This is a genomic window from Streptomyces virginiae (genome assembly GCF_000720455.1).
GTDB lineage: Bacteria > Actinomycetota > Actinomycetes > Streptomycetales > Streptomycetaceae > Streptomyces > Streptomyces virginiae.
The window spans coordinates 18,976-35,611 of the sequence record NZ_JOAK01000005.1 but is presented as its reverse complement, the minus strand read 5'-3'; the positions used below and the strand labels follow the sequence as shown (position 1 = coordinate 35,611).

Annotated in this window: 12 protein-coding genes; 9 read left to right on the top strand and 3 right to left on the bottom strand. The window is 71.9% G+C overall.

Annotated features, from left to right (window positions below; genetic code table 11):
• Positions 1–71: 71 nt before the first annotated feature.
• From IG86_RS0109915 to IG86_RS0109905, 3 genes are all read left to right on the top strand, one after another.
• Positions 72–662 (top strand): hypothetical protein, encoded by a 591-nt coding sequence (locus IG86_RS0109915; protein ID WP_030826506.1) that lies wholly within the window; start codon positions 72–74, stop codon positions 660–662.
• 164 nt (positions 663–826) lie between these two features.
• Complete coding sequence (locus IG86_RS0109910) at positions 827–1,009, top strand: hypothetical protein (RefSeq protein ID WP_030826504.1); 183 nt, start codon at positions 827–829, stop codon at positions 1,007–1,009.
• Between the two features lie 59 nt (positions 1,010–1,068).
• A complete protein-coding gene (locus tag IG86_RS0109905; RefSeq protein WP_051785072.1) occupies positions 1,069–4,152 on the top strand; it encodes a helix-turn-helix transcriptional regulator in 3,084 nt (1,027 codons plus the stop codon).
• Here the strand turns inward: IG86_RS0109905 and IG86_RS0109900 are convergent.
• The 3 genes from IG86_RS0109900 to IG86_RS0109890 form a co-directional block, all read right to left on the bottom strand.
• Positions 4,115–4,294, bottom strand: coding sequence for a DUF6191 domain-containing protein (locus IG86_RS0109900; RefSeq protein WP_030826497.1), 180 nt, complete (start codon positions 4,292–4,294; stop codon positions 4,115–4,117). The two genes, IG86_RS0109905 and IG86_RS0109900, sit on opposite strands and share 38 nt — an antisense overlap.
• A gap of 40 nt (positions 4,295–4,334) precedes the next feature.
• Positions 4,335–5,570, bottom strand: coding sequence for a PQQ-dependent sugar dehydrogenase (locus tag IG86_RS0109895; protein WP_173429224.1), 1,236 nt, complete (start codon positions 5,568–5,570; stop codon positions 4,335–4,337).
• A gap of 108 nt (positions 5,571–5,678) precedes the next feature.
• The gene (locus tag IG86_RS0109890) at positions 5,679–6,686 is read right to left on the bottom strand and encodes an aldo/keto reductase (protein WP_030826491.1); all 1,008 of its coding nucleotides are present in this window, start codon (positions 6,684–6,686) and stop codon (positions 5,679–5,681) included.
• Positions 6,687–6,758: 72 nt separating this feature from the next.
• Between IG86_RS0109890 and IG86_RS0109885 the strand changes: the two genes are divergently transcribed.
• The 6 genes from IG86_RS0109885 to serA all read left to right on the top strand — a co-directional run bounded on the left by IG86_RS0109885 (position 6,759) and on the right by serA (position 16,580).
• Entirely contained in the window at positions 6,759–7,706 is a 948-nt protein-coding gene (locus tag IG86_RS0109885) for a 2-hydroxyacid dehydrogenase (RefSeq protein ID WP_030826488.1), read from the top strand.
• A 283-nt stretch (positions 7,707–7,989) separates the two neighbouring features.
• Positions 7,990–10,890 (top strand): putative bifunctional diguanylate cyclase/phosphodiesterase, encoded by a 2,901-nt coding sequence (locus tag IG86_RS0109880; RefSeq protein ID WP_385873455.1) that lies wholly within the window; start codon positions 7,990–7,992, stop codon positions 10,888–10,890.
• A 204-nt stretch (positions 10,891–11,094) separates the two neighbouring features.
• A complete protein-coding gene (locus tag IG86_RS0109875) occupies positions 11,095–12,981 on the top strand; it encodes an acetolactate synthase large subunit (protein ID WP_030826482.1) in 1,887 nt (628 codons plus the stop codon).
• Positions 12,982–13,013: 32 nt separating this feature from the next.
• A complete protein-coding gene (ilvN, locus tag IG86_RS0109870) occupies positions 13,014–13,538 on the top strand; it encodes an acetolactate synthase small subunit (RefSeq protein ID WP_030027475.1) in 525 nt (174 codons plus the stop codon).
• A 143-nt stretch (positions 13,539–13,681) separates the two neighbouring features.
• Positions 13,682–14,683 (top strand): ketol-acid reductoisomerase, encoded by a 1,002-nt coding sequence (gene ilvC / locus IG86_RS0109865; RefSeq protein WP_030664757.1) that lies wholly within the window; start codon positions 13,682–13,684, stop codon positions 14,681–14,683.
• 307 nt (positions 14,684–14,990) lie between these two features.
• Entirely contained in the window at positions 14,991–16,580 is a 1,590-nt protein-coding gene (serA, locus tag IG86_RS0109860; protein ID WP_030826475.1) for a phosphoglycerate dehydrogenase, read from the top strand.
• Positions 16,581–16,636: the final 56 nt, after the last annotated feature.

The following is a 16,636-nucleotide window of genomic DNA, read 5'->3' as shown; positions in this document are numbered from 1 at the left end:
CCGGGGCCCGATACGGCCGCGACCACCGGATTCTCAGAGAACTCTCAGACGCGGCCCCTACGGTGCCCCGCATGGACACCACGAAGACCCCCGCCCCGAACGCCGCCGAGGCGGACACCACCCCGGTCGCCCTCGAGAAGACCGAGACCCCCCAGGACGCCGCGGCCGAGACCGAGGCGAAGACCGACGCCGACCTCGACGCCGCGGCCGACGCCGACCTCGACGACGAAGCCTTCGCCGAGGACCCGGCCGACGAGGAGCAGCCCGGCCACGTCGGCTCCGCGGCCTTCGCCATCGCCTCCGCCGGTCTGTCCGTCGTCGCCCTCAGCGGGAGCTGGGTCGCCGGCATCGTGTCCGAGCGCGCGAGCATCGCCGCTCGTCTGGAACTGAGCCAGGCCGCCGACGCCAACGCGCAGATCGCCGCCCAGTTCGTCGACCCGTGGCACACCACCGCCATGGTGAACGGCGTCTTCTCCGCCCTCGCCCTGATCATCGCCACCTTCGTGCTGGCCCTCCCCGCCTTCAGCACCCCCGAGCGCACCCTCCCCACCTGGGTGCGGTCCGTCTCCTGGGCGGGCATCGGCCTGGGCGCCCTCGGCGTACTGCTCTTCGTCCTCATGTACTTCGACCTCCTCCTGGCCATCCCGAAGGCAGCGGCCTGAGCACTGCCTTAGGCGCCTGAGGCCCCTCCCGGACGCACCACCCCGGACTAAGGCCCCCGGCACCCGGCAGATGCGGCATGCGACCGATGCGCCGGTACCCCCTGGGACGCGAATCTTGGACCACACCGAACGAGGTGCCGAGAACAGCGACCAGGGAGTACGAGATGTTCGAGCACGAGATCGCCGCGGCCGCCCGCACCACCGACCTCCTCCGGGAGGCCGCCGCGTACCGGATCGTCGGGGAAGCCCGCAAGGCCCGCCGCGCCACCTTGCGCGGCCAGGAACCCCGGGAGCGGGTGACAGGAGGCGGGACCCGCGGCGCCCGCACCGCGCCCCGGCCCGCCTGAACCCGCGCGTGACCGGGAGCGCGCCCATATCGGGTGCCGCCGGCCAAGGCCTCTGTGCGATGCTCGGCGACGTGGAGACCAGATCTGTCAGCCCGGTGTTCGTCGGCCGCGCCGACGAACTGGCCGTACTCACCGACGCCCTGACCCGCGCAGCGGGCCGGGAGCCGCAGGCGATGCTCATCGGGGGAGAGGCCGGGGTCGGCAAGACCCGCCTCACCGAGGAGTTCCTCTGCGAGGCCGACCGGCGAGGCGCCGTCGTCGCCGTCGGCGGCTGTGTGGAGATAGGGGCGGAGGGGCTTCCCTTCGCCCCGTTCTCGACGGCACTGCGCACCCTGCACCGGCTGCTCCCCGAGGAGTTGGCCGCCGCGGCCGCGGGCCAGGAGGACGAACTCGCCCGGATCCTCCCCGAACTCGGCGACACCCCGCGGGGCCCGCACGACGAGGAGAGCACCGCCCGGCTCTTCGAGCTGACGGCCCGGATGCTGGAGCGGCTCGCCGCCGACCGCACCGTCGTCCTCGTCCTGGAGGACCTGCACTGGGCGGACACCTCCACCCGGCACCTGCTCTCCTACCTCTTCCGCACCCTCGCCGGCGGCCGGCTCGTCGTCGTCGCCACCTACCGCTCGGACGACGTCCACCGCCGCCACCCGTTGCGCCCGCTCCTCGCCGAACTCGACCGGCTCCGCACCGTCCGGAAGATCGAGCTGTCCCGCTTCAACCGCGCGGAGGTACGCCGCCAGCTCGCCGGCATCCTCGCCGCGCAACCCGACGAGGACTTCGTCGACACGGTCTTCGACCGGTCCGACGGCAACGCCTTCTTCGTCGAGGAACTCGTCGCCTCCCGGGAGAGCGGCTGCCGCACCGGACTCACGGAATCCCTCCGCGACCTCCTCCTCGTCCGCGTCGAGGTCCTCCCCGACGAGACCCAGCGCCTGGTGCGCATCGTCGCCGAGGGCGGATCCACCGTCGAGTACCCGCTGCTGCGTGCCGTCGCCGGACTGACCGAGGACGAGTTGATCGAGGCGCTGAGAGCCGCGGTCGGCGCCAACATCCTCCTCGCCACCCCCGACGGAGACGGCTACCGCTTCCGGCACTCGCTGGTCCGCGAGGCCGTCAGCGACGACCTCCTGCCCGGCGAGCGCGCCCGCGTCAACCGCCGCTACGCCGAGGCCGTGGAGGCCGACGCCCACCTGATCCGCGCCGAGGAGCGCGTCATCCGGCTGGCCAGCTACTGGTACCACGCGAACGACCCCGCCAAGGCGCTGCCCGCCGTACTGGCCGCCTCCGTCTCCGCCCGCCGCCGCCACGCCTACTCCGAGCAGCTGAACCTGCTGGAGCGGGCGCTTGACCTGTGGGAAAGCGCCCCGGAAGACGTCCGTGAGGCGCTTCGCCCCGCCGACTACACCGACGTGTACCCGCCCTGCGGCTGCGACCCCGCCACCACCCCGCTCCAGCGCCTGGACCTGCTGGCCGAGGCGACCGTCGCGGCACGCTACGGAGGGGAACGCGAACGCGCCCTGAAGATCACGAAGACGGCGCTGCGCCTGCTGGAGGAGCACGGCGACCCGCTGCGCGCCGCGTGGTTCTGGACCGAACGCTCCCGCCTGATCGCCGGCCTCGGCCGCGGCGACGGCTGGGAGGAGATAGCCAGGGCGCAGGACCTCGTCCGGGGGCTGCCCCCGTCCCAGGTGCACGCCGAGGTCCTGGTCCGGGCCGCGAGCTGGGGCATGCTCCACAAGCCGGGCCCCGGCAACCTCGCCGCCGCCGAACGCGCCGTCGAGTACGCGCGGATGGTCGGCGCGGCCGAGACCGAGCTCAACGCCCGGATCACGGTCGGCGCGCTGCTCACCGACGCCGGCGACGGCCCGGGCGGCCTCGCCGAGATGCACGCGGTCAGGGAACGGGCCACAGAACTCGGCCTCGCGCTGCTCGCAGGACGTGCGCATATCAACCTCACCTCTCAACTGGAAAGCCTGGGACGGTCCCACGAGGCCGTGGAACTGTCCGAACAAGGGGCCGAACTGGCCCGGAGGTCCCGGCTGCTGGACACCGAGGCCTGGGTCTTCGGAAACATGGCCGAGAGCCTCTACAGCCTCGGCCGCTGGGACGAGGCCGCCGAGGCGGCCCGGCGCACCCTGCTGGTCGGCCAGAGCGCCGCCCCGCGCGGCTCCGCCTCCGCACGGCTCGCCTACCTGGCCCTCGCCCGGGGCGAGCTGACCGAGGCGACCCAACGGCTCGCCGCCGCCCACACCCACTTCGGGGCGCACGAGACCCAGCCCCAGCACCGGATCCCACTGCACCGCCTGGCGATCGGGATCGCCGCGGGGGAGGGCCGCATCGCCGACGTCCGCACCGAGACGGCCACCGCCGTCGACCACGGCTTCCCGCTCGGGCAGCACCGCTACGCCTGGCCGCTGCTGCTCGCGTCCGCGTCCGCCGAGGCCGACGCCCGTGGGCTCCCCGCCGCCGAAGCCGGCCGCGCCGCAGCCCTGGGCGTACTGCGCGGCGCCGCCCGCACCCTCGCCACACCGGCCCCGGTGTGGATCGCGCACGCCGAATTCCTGCGGGCCGAACTGCTGCGGGCCGAGGGCCGGGACACCGTCGCCGACTGGACCGCCGTGGAGGAGTCCGTCCGCCCGCTGGAGCGCCCGTACCTGCTGGCCCGGGCCCGTCACCGGCTCGCCGAGGCCCTGCTGGCCGCCGGCGACCGCGAACCCGCGTCCGCCCTGCTCCGCGAGGCCCACGCCACCGCCGACCGGATCGGCTCACGCCGGCTGCGTGAGGACCTGGCCCTGCTCTCCCGGCGCGCCCGGATCCCGCTGACCGACGACACACCCCCGGGGGACCCCGAACCCGAGCCGGACCCGGTCGAAGCCCTCGGCCTGACCAGCCGCGAGCAGGACGTACTGCGCCTGGTGGCGGCCGGCAGCACCAATCGCAAGATCGCCGAGGAGCTCTTCATCTCCCCGAAGACGGCGAGCGTGCACGTCTCGAACATCCTGGCCAAGCTGGGCGTCGCCGGCCGCGGGGAGGCGGCCGCCCTCGCCCACCGGCTGCGGCTCTTCACCCCGCCCGGCCCGGTCGGTCCCCCCGGTAGGCCTGCGGTCAGTGCTCGTCCGCGGTCTCCGCGTCCAGGCGTATGAGCACCTTGCCGGAGTCGAGGTCTATCGGACCCCGTCCCGGATCGTTGTCACCCACGTCGGTCCGGGACAGCTCCAGCCGCTTCTTCTCGTCGTTCGTGTGCTTGCGTCCCGGGTTGAACAGCTCCTCGATCATGTTGAACACCGTGTCCACGCCCCTCCGCCCCCGCCCGGGAGCATGCCGGTCATCGCACCGTCAGTGTCAGGATCCTGTCGTCGCCCGCTTCCGGCGACCCGCGCCCGTCCGTCTCGCTGGTGACCAGCAGCAGCCGGTCACCCCCGAGAGAGACCACCGTCCTGAGCCGGCCGTACTTGTCCCCCAGGAAGGCCTCGGGCTCGGCCACCGGCTCCGCCCCGGCCAACGGGATCCGCCACAGCCGCTCGCCCTTCAGGCCGGCCATCCACACCGACCCCTCCGCCCAGGCGATCCCGCTCGGCGAGGCCTCGTCGGTCCGCCACACGGCCACCGGATCCCGCAGACCCGGCTTGCCCGCCTTCCCCTCGGCCTCGGGCCAGCCGTAGTTCGCGCCGGGCTCGATCAGATTCAGCTCGTCCCAGGTGTTCTGGCCGAACTCGGCTGCCCACAGCCGTTTGTCCTTGTCCCAGGCGAGGCCCTGCACATTGCGGTGCCCGTAGGAGTAGACGACGGAGTCGGCCTCCGGGTTGCCGTGCACCGGATCCCCGTCCGGAGTCATCCGGAGGATCTTGCCGCCGAGCGACTTCTTGTCCTGCGCGAGCCCGGTGACACCCGTCTCGCCCGTTCCCGCATACAGCATCTTGTCCGGGCCGAAGGCGATCCGCCCGCCGTTGTGGATCAACCCCTTGGGGATGCCCCGGAACACCGTGTCCGGCGCTCCCAGTTGCTGCCCGGGCGGTCTCTGCTCGTCATAGCGAAGCCGTGCGATCCGGTTGTCCGACGCGGTCGTGAAGTAGACGTACACCAGCCGGTCCGAGGCGAAGTCCGGCGACAGCGCCAGGCCGAGCAGCCCGCCCTCGCCGCCCGGATCCACGCCCGGGACCTCCCCGATCGCCGTCACCGCGCCCGACCCCGCCGCGACCCGGCTGATCGTCCCCTTGTCCCGGGAGGCGACCAGCAGGTCACCTCCGGGCAGCGGGGCCACGCCCCAGGGCGACTCCAGGCCCTTGGCGGCCTCGCCGGTGACCGTCACCGCCCCCTTCGCGGGCGGCCCCGACGCCGGCGGCGAAGCGGCCCCGCTTCCCGAAGGGCCCGGTGACCCGGGCCCCGCCGCCGCCGTGCCAGGTGGGGAACCGCCCCGCCCGGTGTCCGGGCCGCCCCCCGGCGAGCACCCCGCCACCAGCAGCGCACCGCACCCGGCCAGCGCGACCGCCGCCAGCACGCTCAGACGCCGCGCGCCCGGCACCTCACACCCCGCCTGCCCGGGAGAACTTCCGTATCGCATCGCCCTGCTCCCTTCCGGTCCTCCGATCCTGCCCCTCACCCGTCTCAACAGCCGGGGCAGTACCCGAAGTTCCACCACTCGTACACCCGATCGAGTGGTTGTGGGCGGTCAGTCCCAGGCTCCCACGTCGACCGGAAGGTCCGCGATCTCGGCCAGGTCCGCGGCCGTGAGCCGCAGCCGCGCCGCCCCGGCGTTCTCCACCGCCCAGTGCGCGCGGTCCGCCCCCGGCACGGGCACCACCTGCGGCCCCTGGGCCAGCACCCAGGCCAGGGCCACCTGCGCGACCGTGACCTCGGGCCCGTGCCGCCGCGCCACCCGCCTCAGCCCCGCCACCAGCACCTGGTTCGAGGCCATCGCCTCCGCCGTGAACCGCGGGTGCCGGGCCCGGACGTCCTGAGGCTCGAAGCCCTCGCCCGGAGTGAGCGTCCCGGTCAGGAACCCGCTGCCCAGCGGCATCGCGGCCAGGAACCCGACCCCGCGCGCCGCGCACCACGGCAGCAGCTGCGACGCCGCCTCCGGCGACCACACCGACAACTCCGCCTGCACCGCGCTCACCGGGAAGACCTGCTGCAGCCGCTCCAGGTGCCGCAGCGTCGTCCGGTACCCGCGGTCACCGCGCCGCCCGGCACCCGGGCCGGCGGCGGCCCCCAGCGCGCAGAAGCCGAGGGCCCGCACCTTTCCCGCGCCCACCAGCTCCGCCATGGCCCCCCAGGTCTCCTCCACCGGAACCTCCGGATCCACCCGGTGCAGCTGGTAGAGGTCTATGACATCGGTGCGCAGCCGCCGCAGCGAGGCGTCGCACGCCCGCCGCAGGTAGCCGGGCCGGCCGTCGGCCACCACGTGCTGGTCGCCCGCCCGCAGCCCGACCTTGGCCGACACGAACGCGTCGGACCGCCGCTCCCGCAGCACCCGACCCAGCAGCAGCTCGTTGGTGAACGGCCCGTACACATCGGCCGTGTCCAGCAGGTTCGACCCCAGGTCCAGCGCGGCGTGCACGGCGGCCAGCGACTCGTGCCCCCGCCGCCGCGACGGCGTGTACGCCCAGCTCATCGGCATACAGCCGAGGCCGACGGCGCCCACGCTCAGCGCCCCCGCCCCGATCGACCTGCGCTCCACCCCTGCGTCCCCCTCCGCTCCGGCAACCAAACTAACGGCTTGATCAAGACGGCTTGGCATAGCCTCGTGATCATGACTGCATCGCCACGGGACGTCTGGCTCCCCTTCCCCGCCGAAGAGGTCGCCGGCCTCCCCGACTCCTTCCGGTACCGCCAGTGGGACGGCGAGGACGCCTTCCCGGCCGATCCGGCCGACTGCGTCTTCTACGTGGCCCCCTACATGAAGTCCGCCGAGGTCACCGTGCGCCCGCTCACCGCGATGCCCGCCGTACGGGTCGTCCAGACCCTGACGGCCGGCATCGACGACGTGCTGGGCCGCCTCGGGGACCTGCGTCCGGGCGTACGGCTGTGCAACGCCGCAGGGGTCCACACGGCCAGCACCGCCGAACTGGCCCTCGCGCTGACCCTCGCGTCCCTGCGCGGCATCCCCGGCATGGTCCGCGGACAGGACCGGGAGGACTGGCGCTCCGGCTTCTACGACGCCCTCGCCGACAAGTCAGTTCTGATCATCGGCTACGGATCCATCGGCTCCGCCGTCGAGGACCGCCTCGTGCCCTTCGAGTGCGAGCGGATCGAACGCGTCGCGCGTTCGGCGCGGACCACCGCACGGGGCCCTGTGCACGCCATCGCCGACCTGCCCCGGCTCCTGCCGCAGGCCGACGTGGTCATCCTCGTGACGCCCCTGACCGACGAGACCCGGGGTCTGGCGGGCGCCGGGTTCCTCGGCCGGATGAAGGACGGGGCCCTGCTCGTGAACGTCTCGCGCGGCCCCGTCGTCGACACCAAGTCCCTGCTGGCGGAGGTGGAATCGGGCCGGCTGCACGCGGCCCTCGACGTCACCGACCCGGAACCGCTGCCCGCCGGCCATCCGCTCTGGCACGCCCCGAACGTCCTGATCACGCCTCACGTCGGCGGCAGCAGCTCAGCGTTCGAGCCCCGCGCCAAGCGCCTGGTGGCCCGCCAGCTCACCCGCTTCGCCGCAGGGGAGCCCGTGGAGCACACGGTGCTGATCACCGGCTAGCCCCCGTCCCTGTACGCTCCGCAGTCGTTCGAACGCGACGGGTTGCCACAACTCCCCGTACGGTAACGGAGCGTAGAGCAACTATGTCCCTGAGTGACGAAAGTGGTGTATCGTCCGGAAGAAGGGGCTGCGCCACGAACGTCTGGCGCTGGGGAGTGATCGGACACTTTGGGGGGCGACGGGCGATGCACGGCCAATGGACGAAGGATCCGACGCGGCACAGCCGCCGGAGGCGACGCAGCCGCGACTGGGCCGCGCCGGAACCAGCCAGCGAGGGGGACCGGTGAGCACCCCGGGGGCGGCGCTCCTGGACCGGCCGTCCGTCTCGGGCGGAGGCAGGGGCCTGGCGATGCAGCTGATCCTCGCGGTCGTCAGCGGCGGGTACGCCGTCGGCGCCGCCCTCAACTGGGGCTCCGAGGAAGTCGCCGAGATCATGGGCGATTTCGGGCTCAGCGCCGCAGGACTGCTCGCCGCCGTCTCCTGCTACACCTACGCGCGCACGATCGACAGCCGGGAACGCCCCGCCTGGCTGCTCTTCGCCTTCTCCTCCCTCATGGGCGCCTGCGGCAACGCCGTCTGGGGCTGGTACGAGGTGGTCCTCGGCCAGGACGTGCCGAAGCCCTCGCTCGCCGACTTCGCCTTCCTCTGCTTCGCCCCGCCCGCCATCGTGGGCCTCCTCGTCCTCGCCAAACGCCCGGTCACCCGCGCCGGCTGGGTGTGCCTGGGACTCGACTCCTGGCTCATCGGCGGCTCCCTGCTGACCCTGTCCTGGAGCCTGGCCCTGGCCCACGCGGCGCGGACCGCGCAGTCCGGCGCCCCCGGCAGCGTCCCGCGCGCCGCGCTCTCCCTCGCCTACCCCCTGCTGGACATCGCGCTCGTCTCGATGGTCCTCGTGCTGCACTTCCGGCGGAGCGAGACCAACCGCTCCGCCGTCAACACCGCCATCGCGGCGCTGGCGCTGACCGTCCTGAGCGACGCGCTGTTCACCTCGCCCCTGCTGAGCGCCGAGTACCAGTCCGGTCAGCTGCTCGACGCCGGCTGGTTCGCCGGCTCGCTGCTGCTTGCGTACGCGCCCTGGGGCGCCCGGCGCTTTCACCAGGGCCCGGTGCCGCCCGGGCATCCGCGCAGGGACCGGCCGCACAGCCGTCCGATCACCGGATCCCTGCCCGCCCTCACGCCGTACCTCGCGGCCGCCGTGTGCACCCTCGGCATCCTCTACAACGTCGTGGACGGCCGGAAGGTCGACCGGATGGTCGTGTTCACCGGCTGCACCGTCGTGCTCGCCCTCGTCATCCGGCAGGGCATCATGCTCCTCGACAACATCGCCCTGACCCAGGAACTGGCCCAGAAGGAGAACCACTTCCGCTCCCTCGTCCAGGGCTCCAGCGACGTCATCATGATCGCCGCACCCACCGGGACCCTGCGCTACGTGAGCCCGGCCGCCGCCGGGGTGTACGGCCGCGAGGCGGAGGAGCTGGTCGGCACCGAGCTGGCCACCCTGATCCACCCCGACGACCTCGGCCGGGTGGTCCACGAGGTACGCCGCTTCCTCGCTGCACCGCCGACCGAGGAGCCCACCACCCGCATCGAATGCCGCTTCAAGTCGGGCGGCGGCGAGTGGCTGAACGTGGAGTCCACCGTCAACCGCCACCAGGGCGGACTCATCCTCAACAGCCGGGACGTCACCGAGCGCGTCCGGCTCCAGGCCCAGCTCCAGCACAGCGCCGAACACGACCCGCTGACCGACCTCCCCAACCGGGCGCTCTTCACCCGGCGCGTGCGCCAGGCCCTGACGGGCCGCCGCGCGGGCGACCACAGCACCGCCGTGCTCTTCATCGACCTCGACGGCTTCAAGGCGGTCAACGACACCATCGGCCACCAGGCCGGCGACGAACTGCTCATCGAGGCCGCCCGCAGGCTCCAGGACTCCGTCCGGGCCGGGGACACCGCCGCCCGGCTCGGCGGCGACGAGTTCGCCGCGCTGATCCTGGGCGACGGCAGCCGCGACCGCAGCGCCCGCGAGTACCAGGTCCGCGAGATCGCCGACCGGCTGCGCGCCCGGCTCTCCCAGCCGTACCGGATCGGCGGCAGCGAGGTACGGGTGGCCGCCAGCATCGGCGTGGCCTTCGCCGACCCCGGAATCACCCCCTCGGACCTGATGCGCAACGCGGACCTGGCGATGTACCGGGCCAAGGCCGGCGGCAAGGACCGCGTCGAGACCTACGCCCCGCAGATGCAGGCCGAGGTGGTCCGAAAGGCCGAGCTGGCGGGCCGGCTGCGCACCGCACTGCACGAGGGGGAGTTCGCCCTGCTGCACCAGCCCGTGGTCTCGCTGGCCACCGGCGAGATCGCTGCCGTCGCCGCGCAGGCGCGGTGGCGTTCGGCCCAGGGGATCCTCTTCACACCGGCGGAGTTCCTCCGGGTGGCCGAGTACAGCGAGGGCGCGGCGGGCGGCGGCTCCGGCTCCGGCTCCGGCGGCGGTCCCGACGCCTCGCGCACCGCCGAGCTGGGCCGCTGGCTGCTGGAGGAGGCCGTCGAGCAGGCCGCCGACCGGCAGCGGGCCGGACACGACGTGCCCGTGGCCGTGCGGATGACCGCCCAGCGGCTCCTGGACAGCGCCATGCCGCTCGGCACCGTGGAAGCCCTGCTGACCAGGCACGGCCTGCCCTCCGGGGCCCTGGTGCTGGAGCTCGCGGTGTCCGACCCCAGAGTCCCCTTCGACGACCTGGAGCGCCGCCTGGCGGCCCTGCACCGGCTCGGGGTGGGAATCGCCCTGGACGGGTTCGGCAGTGGCTACGCCGCCATCAGTGCCCTGCGCCGCCTGCCCGTGGACATGCTCAAGCTGGACCGGGGCCTGGTGGAGGGGGTCGTCGAGTCCGCCCGCCTGCACAAGATCACAGCGGGTCTCTTGCGGATCGCAAACGACCTCGGCATGCGGTCCGTGGCCGACGGCGTGGACCTGCCCGAGCAGGTGGCCGCACTGCGCGCGATGGGGTGCACGCACGGCCAGGGGATGGCCTTTTCCGGCCCGCTCGACGAGTACAGGCTGCGCCGTGCGCTGGTGCGCGGTACGTTCCCAGTACCGGGCGGAGCGGCCCAGCCCGCACTGGCGGGCGGCTCCTCCGGGGGCTCGATGGTCATCCGTAGAGGCTCACATAATGAGACGCCCGTCCCACCTACTTGACATCACCCTCCCGCCAGAGGGAGGGTCAATGCCATGCGCACCCGAATTCTCGTACTTGGAAAGCGCGTCGGCTGAAGCTGGGACCTGCATGTCCCCGCTCAACACACCCGACGCGCTCCCCTCGCTTGCCTCCTGGCACGAGGGGTTTTTTGTTGCACTGGCACAGAGTCGAATCCGCGTAAAACCCTCAGCTTCGAGAAGAGAATGCCGATGACCGAGCAGGCCACCGGGGCCCACCATCCGCAGCCGCGGCCCCGTTCCGGCGGACAGCAGTCCGCCGCAGTTGAGCACGTCACGGGTGCGCAGTCCCTCATCCGCTCTCTCGAAGAGGTGGGGTGCGACACCGTCTTCGGGATTCCGGGAGGCGCCATCCTCCCCGCGTACGACCCGATGATGGACTCCAAGAAGGTCCGTCACATCCTGGTCCGCCACGAGCAGGGGGCCGGCCACGCCGCCACCGGCTACGCCCAGGCCACCGGCAAGGTCGGCGTCTGTATGGCCACGTCCGGCCCGGGCGCCACCAACCTGGTCACCCCGATCGCCGACGCCCACATGGACTCCGTCCCGCTCGTCGCGATCACCGGCCAGGTGTCCTCCAAGGCGATCGGCACCGACGCCTTCCAGGAGGCGGACATCGTCGGCATCACCATGCCGATCACCAAGCACAACTTCCTGGTCACCAAGGCCGAGGACATCCCGAGGACGATCGCCGAGGCGTTCCACATCGCGGCCACCGGCCGTCCCGGCCCGGTCCTCGTCGACATCGCCAAGGACGCCCTGCAGGCGAAGACCACCTTCTCGTGGCCGCCCTCCCAGGACCTCCCCGGCTACCGGCCGGTCACCAAGCCGCACGCCAAGCAGATCCGTGAGGCCGCCAAGCTCATCTGCCAGGCCAAGCGCCCGGTGCTGTACGTCGGCGGCGGCGTCATGAAGTCCGGCGCCACCGCCGAGCTGAAGGTCCTGGCCGAGCTGACCGGCGTCCCGGTCTGCACCACCCTGATGGCCCTCGGCTCCTTCCCCGACAGCCACCCCCTGCACGTCGGCATGCCCGGCATGCACGGCAGCGTCACCGGCGTCACCGCGCTGCAGAAGTCGGACCTGCTGATCGCGCTCGGCACCCGCTTCGACGACCGCGTCACCGGCAAGCTGGACAGCTTCGCCCCCTTCGCCAAGATCATCCACGCGGACATCGACCCGGCCGAGATCGGCAAGAACCGCGCCGTCGACGTCCCGATCGTCGGTGACGCCCGCGAGGTCATCGCCGACCTGATCCAGGCCGTCCAGGCCGAGCACACCGAAGGCAGCGCCGGCGACTACACCGCCTGGTGGAACGACCTCAACCGCTGGCGCGAGACGTACCCGCTGGGCTACGACCTGCCCGCGGACGGCAGCCTCTCGCCGCAGCAGGTCATCGAGCGGATCGGCGCGCTCGCGCCGAAGGGCACGGTCTTCGCGGCCGGCGTCGGCCAGCACCAGATGTGGGCCTCGCACTTCGTCAAGTACGAGGAGCCCCGCACCTGGCTGAACTCCGGCGGCGCCGGAACCATGGGCTACGCGGTCCCCGCCGCGATGGGCGCCAAGGTCGGCATGCCCGAGCGCACGGTCTGGGCGATCGACGGCGACGGCTGCTTCCAGATGACCAATCAGGAACTGGTCACCTGCGCCCTGAACAACATCCCGATCAAGGTCGCGATCATCAACAACGGCGCCCTGGGCATGGTGCGTCAGTGGCAGACGCTGTTCTACAACCAGCGCTACTCCAACACCGTCCTGCACGCCGACGAGACCGGTCACGACACGGTCGGCTCCCAGCTCGGCGAGTCCATCGCGCCCCGCAAGGGCACGCGCGTCCCGGACTTCGTCAAGCTGTCGGAGGCCATGGGCTGCGTGGCGCTGCGCTGTGAGGACCCGGCCGACCTGGACAAGGTCATCGCCGAGGCCAACGCGATCAACGACCGTACCGTCGTCATCGACTTCATCGTCCACGAGGACGCCATGGTGTGGCCGATGGTCGCCGCCGGCACCTCCAACGACGAGGTCATGGCAGCCCGGGGCGTCCGTCCCGACTTCGGCGACAACGAAGACGACTGAGCCGAGAGAGCCTGAGAGAGAGAACGCCTCACATGTCCAAGCACACGCTCTCCGTCCTGGTCGAGAACACGCCCGGCATCCTCGCCCGGATCGCCGCCCTGTTCTCCCGCCGCGGGTTCAACATCGACTCCCTCGCGGTCGGCGTCACCGAGCACCCCGACATCTCCCGCATCACCATCGTCGTCAACGTCGAGGACCTCCCGCTGGAGCAGGTGACCAAGCAGCTGAACAAGCTGGTCAACGTGCTCAAGATCGTCGAGCTGGAGCCGCACAACGCCATCGAGCGCGAACTCGTCCTGGTGAAGGTCCGCGCCGACAACGAGACCCGCTCGCAGATCGTCGAGATCGTCCAGCTGTTCCGCGCCAAGACGGTCGACGTCTCCCCGGAGGCCGTCACCATCGAGGCGACCGGCGGCTCCGACAAGCTCGGCGCCATGCTCAAGATGCTGGAGCCCTTCGGCATCAAGGAGCTCGTGCAGTCCGGCACGATCGCCATAGGGCGCGGCGGACGGTCCATCACGGACCGCAGCCTGCGCGCGCTCGACCGCAGCGCCTGACCCGGCCGGCCCGGGCGGCCGCGGCACAGCGGCCGCCCCGGCCCCGGCAGACACGCTCGGCCCGCATAGCGAGACCGACAAACTCAGATTCCGTTCCCCGCCGTACGGTGGGAGCAACACCAGCGCACCAAGGAGATATCCCAGTGGCCGAGCTGTTCTACGAGAACGACGCCGACCTGTCCATCATCCAGGGCCGCAAGGTCGCGGTCATCGGTTACGGCAGCCAGGGCCACGCCCACGCGCTGTCGCTCCGTGACTCCGGCGTCGACGTCGTCGTCGGCCTGAAGGAGGGCTCGAAGTCCAAGGCCAAGGCCGAGGAGCAGGGCCTGAAGGTCGTCCCCGTGGCCGAGGCCGCCGAGTGGGCGAACGTCATCATGATCCTCACCCCGGACCCGCTGCAGGCCGAGATCTACGAGGAGTCCATCAAGGACCACCTCAAGGAGGGCGACGCGCTCTTCTTCGGCCACGGCTTCAACGTCCGCTACGGCTTCATCAAGCCCCCCACCAACGTGGACGTCGCCCTGGTCGCCCCGAAGGGCCCGGGCCACCTGGTCCGCCGCCAGTACGAGGAGGGCCGCGGCGTCCCGTGCATCGCCGCCGTCGAGCAGGACGCCACCGGCAAGGCCTTCGACCTGGCGCTCTCCTACGCGGCCGGCATCGGCGGCACCCGCGCCGGCGTCATCAAGACCACCTTCACCGAGGAGACCGAGACCGACCTGTTCGGTGAGCAGGCCGTCCTCTGCGGTGGTGCGTCCGCGCTGGTCAAGGCCGGTTTCGAGACCCTGACCGAGGCGGGCTACCAGCCGGAGATCGCCTACTTCGAGTGCCTGCACGAGCTGAAGCTCATCGTCGACCTGATGTACGAGGGCGGCCTGGAGAAGATGCGCTGGTCGGTCTCCGAGACCGCCGAGTGGGGCGACTACATCACCGGCCCGCGCGTCATCACCGACGCCACCAAGGCCGAGATGAAGAAGGTCCTCGAGGAGATCCAGAGCGGCAAGTTCGCCGAGGAGTGGATGGCCGAGTACAAGGCCGGTCTGCCCAAGTACAACGAGTACAAGAAGGCCGACTCGGAGCACCTGCTGGAGACCACCGGCAAGAAGCTGCGCAAGCTGATGAGCTGGGTCGACAACGACGAGAGCTGATCTCGCGGCGGTGGGGCCGGGACGTGTCGTCCCGGCCCCGCCGCGCTCACCGGGCGGTACGGCACATGCCGCACCGGTGACCGGAGCGCCGGGAACGGGGCCCTCAGGGGCATGGCTTGTCCAACCCGGCCAACCACGGAAGAGTGATCCTTCCGTACAGGCGGAAAACCGGTCCGTCAGCGCCACTACACTGCTCAACACATACGCGTCAGGCCCACAGTGTCGTGCGTCTTCCACGCGGCTACCCCCTCCACCGCCTGCGGCCGTCGGGACGGCCGTCCGCACTGGACTTGTGAGGATGACCCACGTGAGCTCGAAACCTGTCGTACTCATCGCCGAAGAGCTGTCGCCCGCCACCGTCGAGGCGCTCGGCCCGGACTTCGAGATCCGCCACTGCAACGGCGCCGACCGCGCCGAGCTGCTCCCCGCGATCGTCGACGTCGACGCGATCCTCGTGCGCTCCGCCACCAAGGTCGACGCCGAGGCCATCGCCGCGGCGAAGAAGCTGAAGGTCGTCGCCCGAGCCGGCGTCGGTCTGGACAACGTCGACGTCTCCGCCGCCACCAAGGCCGGCGTGATGGTCGTCAACGCCCCGACCTCGAACATCGTGACCGCGGCCGAACTCGCCTGCGGCCTGCTCGTCGCCACCGCCCGCAACATCCCGCAGGCCAACACCGCCCTGAAGAACGGCGAGTGGAAGCGGAACAAGTACACGGGCGTCGAGCTCAGCGAGAAGACCCTCGGTGTCGTCGGCCTCGGCCGCATCGGCGTCCTCGTCGCGCAGCGCATGTCGGCCTTCGGTATGAAGATCGTCGCCTACGACCCCTACGTGCAGCCCGCGCGCGCCGCCCAGATGGGCGTCAAGATGCTGACGCTGGACGAGCTCCTGGAGGTCGCCGACTTCATCACGGTGCACCTGCCCAAGACCCCCGAGACCCTCGGTCTCATCGGGGACGAGGCCCTGCACAAGGTCAAGCCGACCGTCCGCATCGTCAACGCCGCGCGCGGCGGCATCGTGGACGAGGCCGCCCTGTACTCGGCCATCAAGGAGGGCCGCGTCGCCGGCGCCGGCCTCGACGTGTACGCGAAGGAGCCCTGCACGGACTCCCCGCTCTTCGAGCTCGACCAGGTCGTCTGCACCCCGCACCTCGGCGCGTCCACGGACGAGGCCCAGGAGAAGGCCGGCGTCTCGGTCGCCAAGTCGGTGCGCCTCGCCCTCGCCGGTGAGCTCGTACCGGACGCGGTCAACGTCCAGGGCGGCGTCATCGCCGAGGACGTCCGTCCCGGCCTGCCGCTCGCCGAGAAGCTCGGCCGCATCTTCACCGCCCTCGCGGGCGAGGTCGCGGTCCGCCTCGACGTCGAGGTCTGCGGCGAGATCACCCAGCACGACGTCAAGGTGCTCGAACTGTCCGCGCTCAAGGGTGTCTTCGAGGACGTCGTCGACGAGACGGTCTCCTACGTCAACGCCCCGCTGTTCGCGCAGGAGCGCGGTGTCGAGGTGCGCCTGACCACCAGCTCGGAGTCCCCGGACCACCGCAACGTGGTGACCGTCCGCGGCACCCTGTCGGACGGCCAGGAGGTCTCGGTCTCCGGCACGCTCGCGGGCCCGAAGCACCTTCAGAAGATCGTGGGCATCGGCGAGTACGACGTGGACCTGGCGCTCGCCGACTACATGGTCGTGCTGCGCTACACCGACCGCCCCGGCGTGGTCGGCACCGTCGGCCGCGTCCTCGGCGAGGGCGGCCTGAACATCGCGGGCATGCAGGTCGCCCGTGCGGAGGAGCACGGCGAGGCCCTCGCGGTCCTCACCGTCGACGCCGAGGTGCCGGCGGGCGTCCTCGCGGACATCGCCGCCGAGATCGGCGCCGTCTCGGCGCGCACCGTCAGCCTCGCCTGACGCCGCCACGGCAGTGACATGAGGAAGGGCCCGGGGGGAGACCCCGGGCCCTTCCG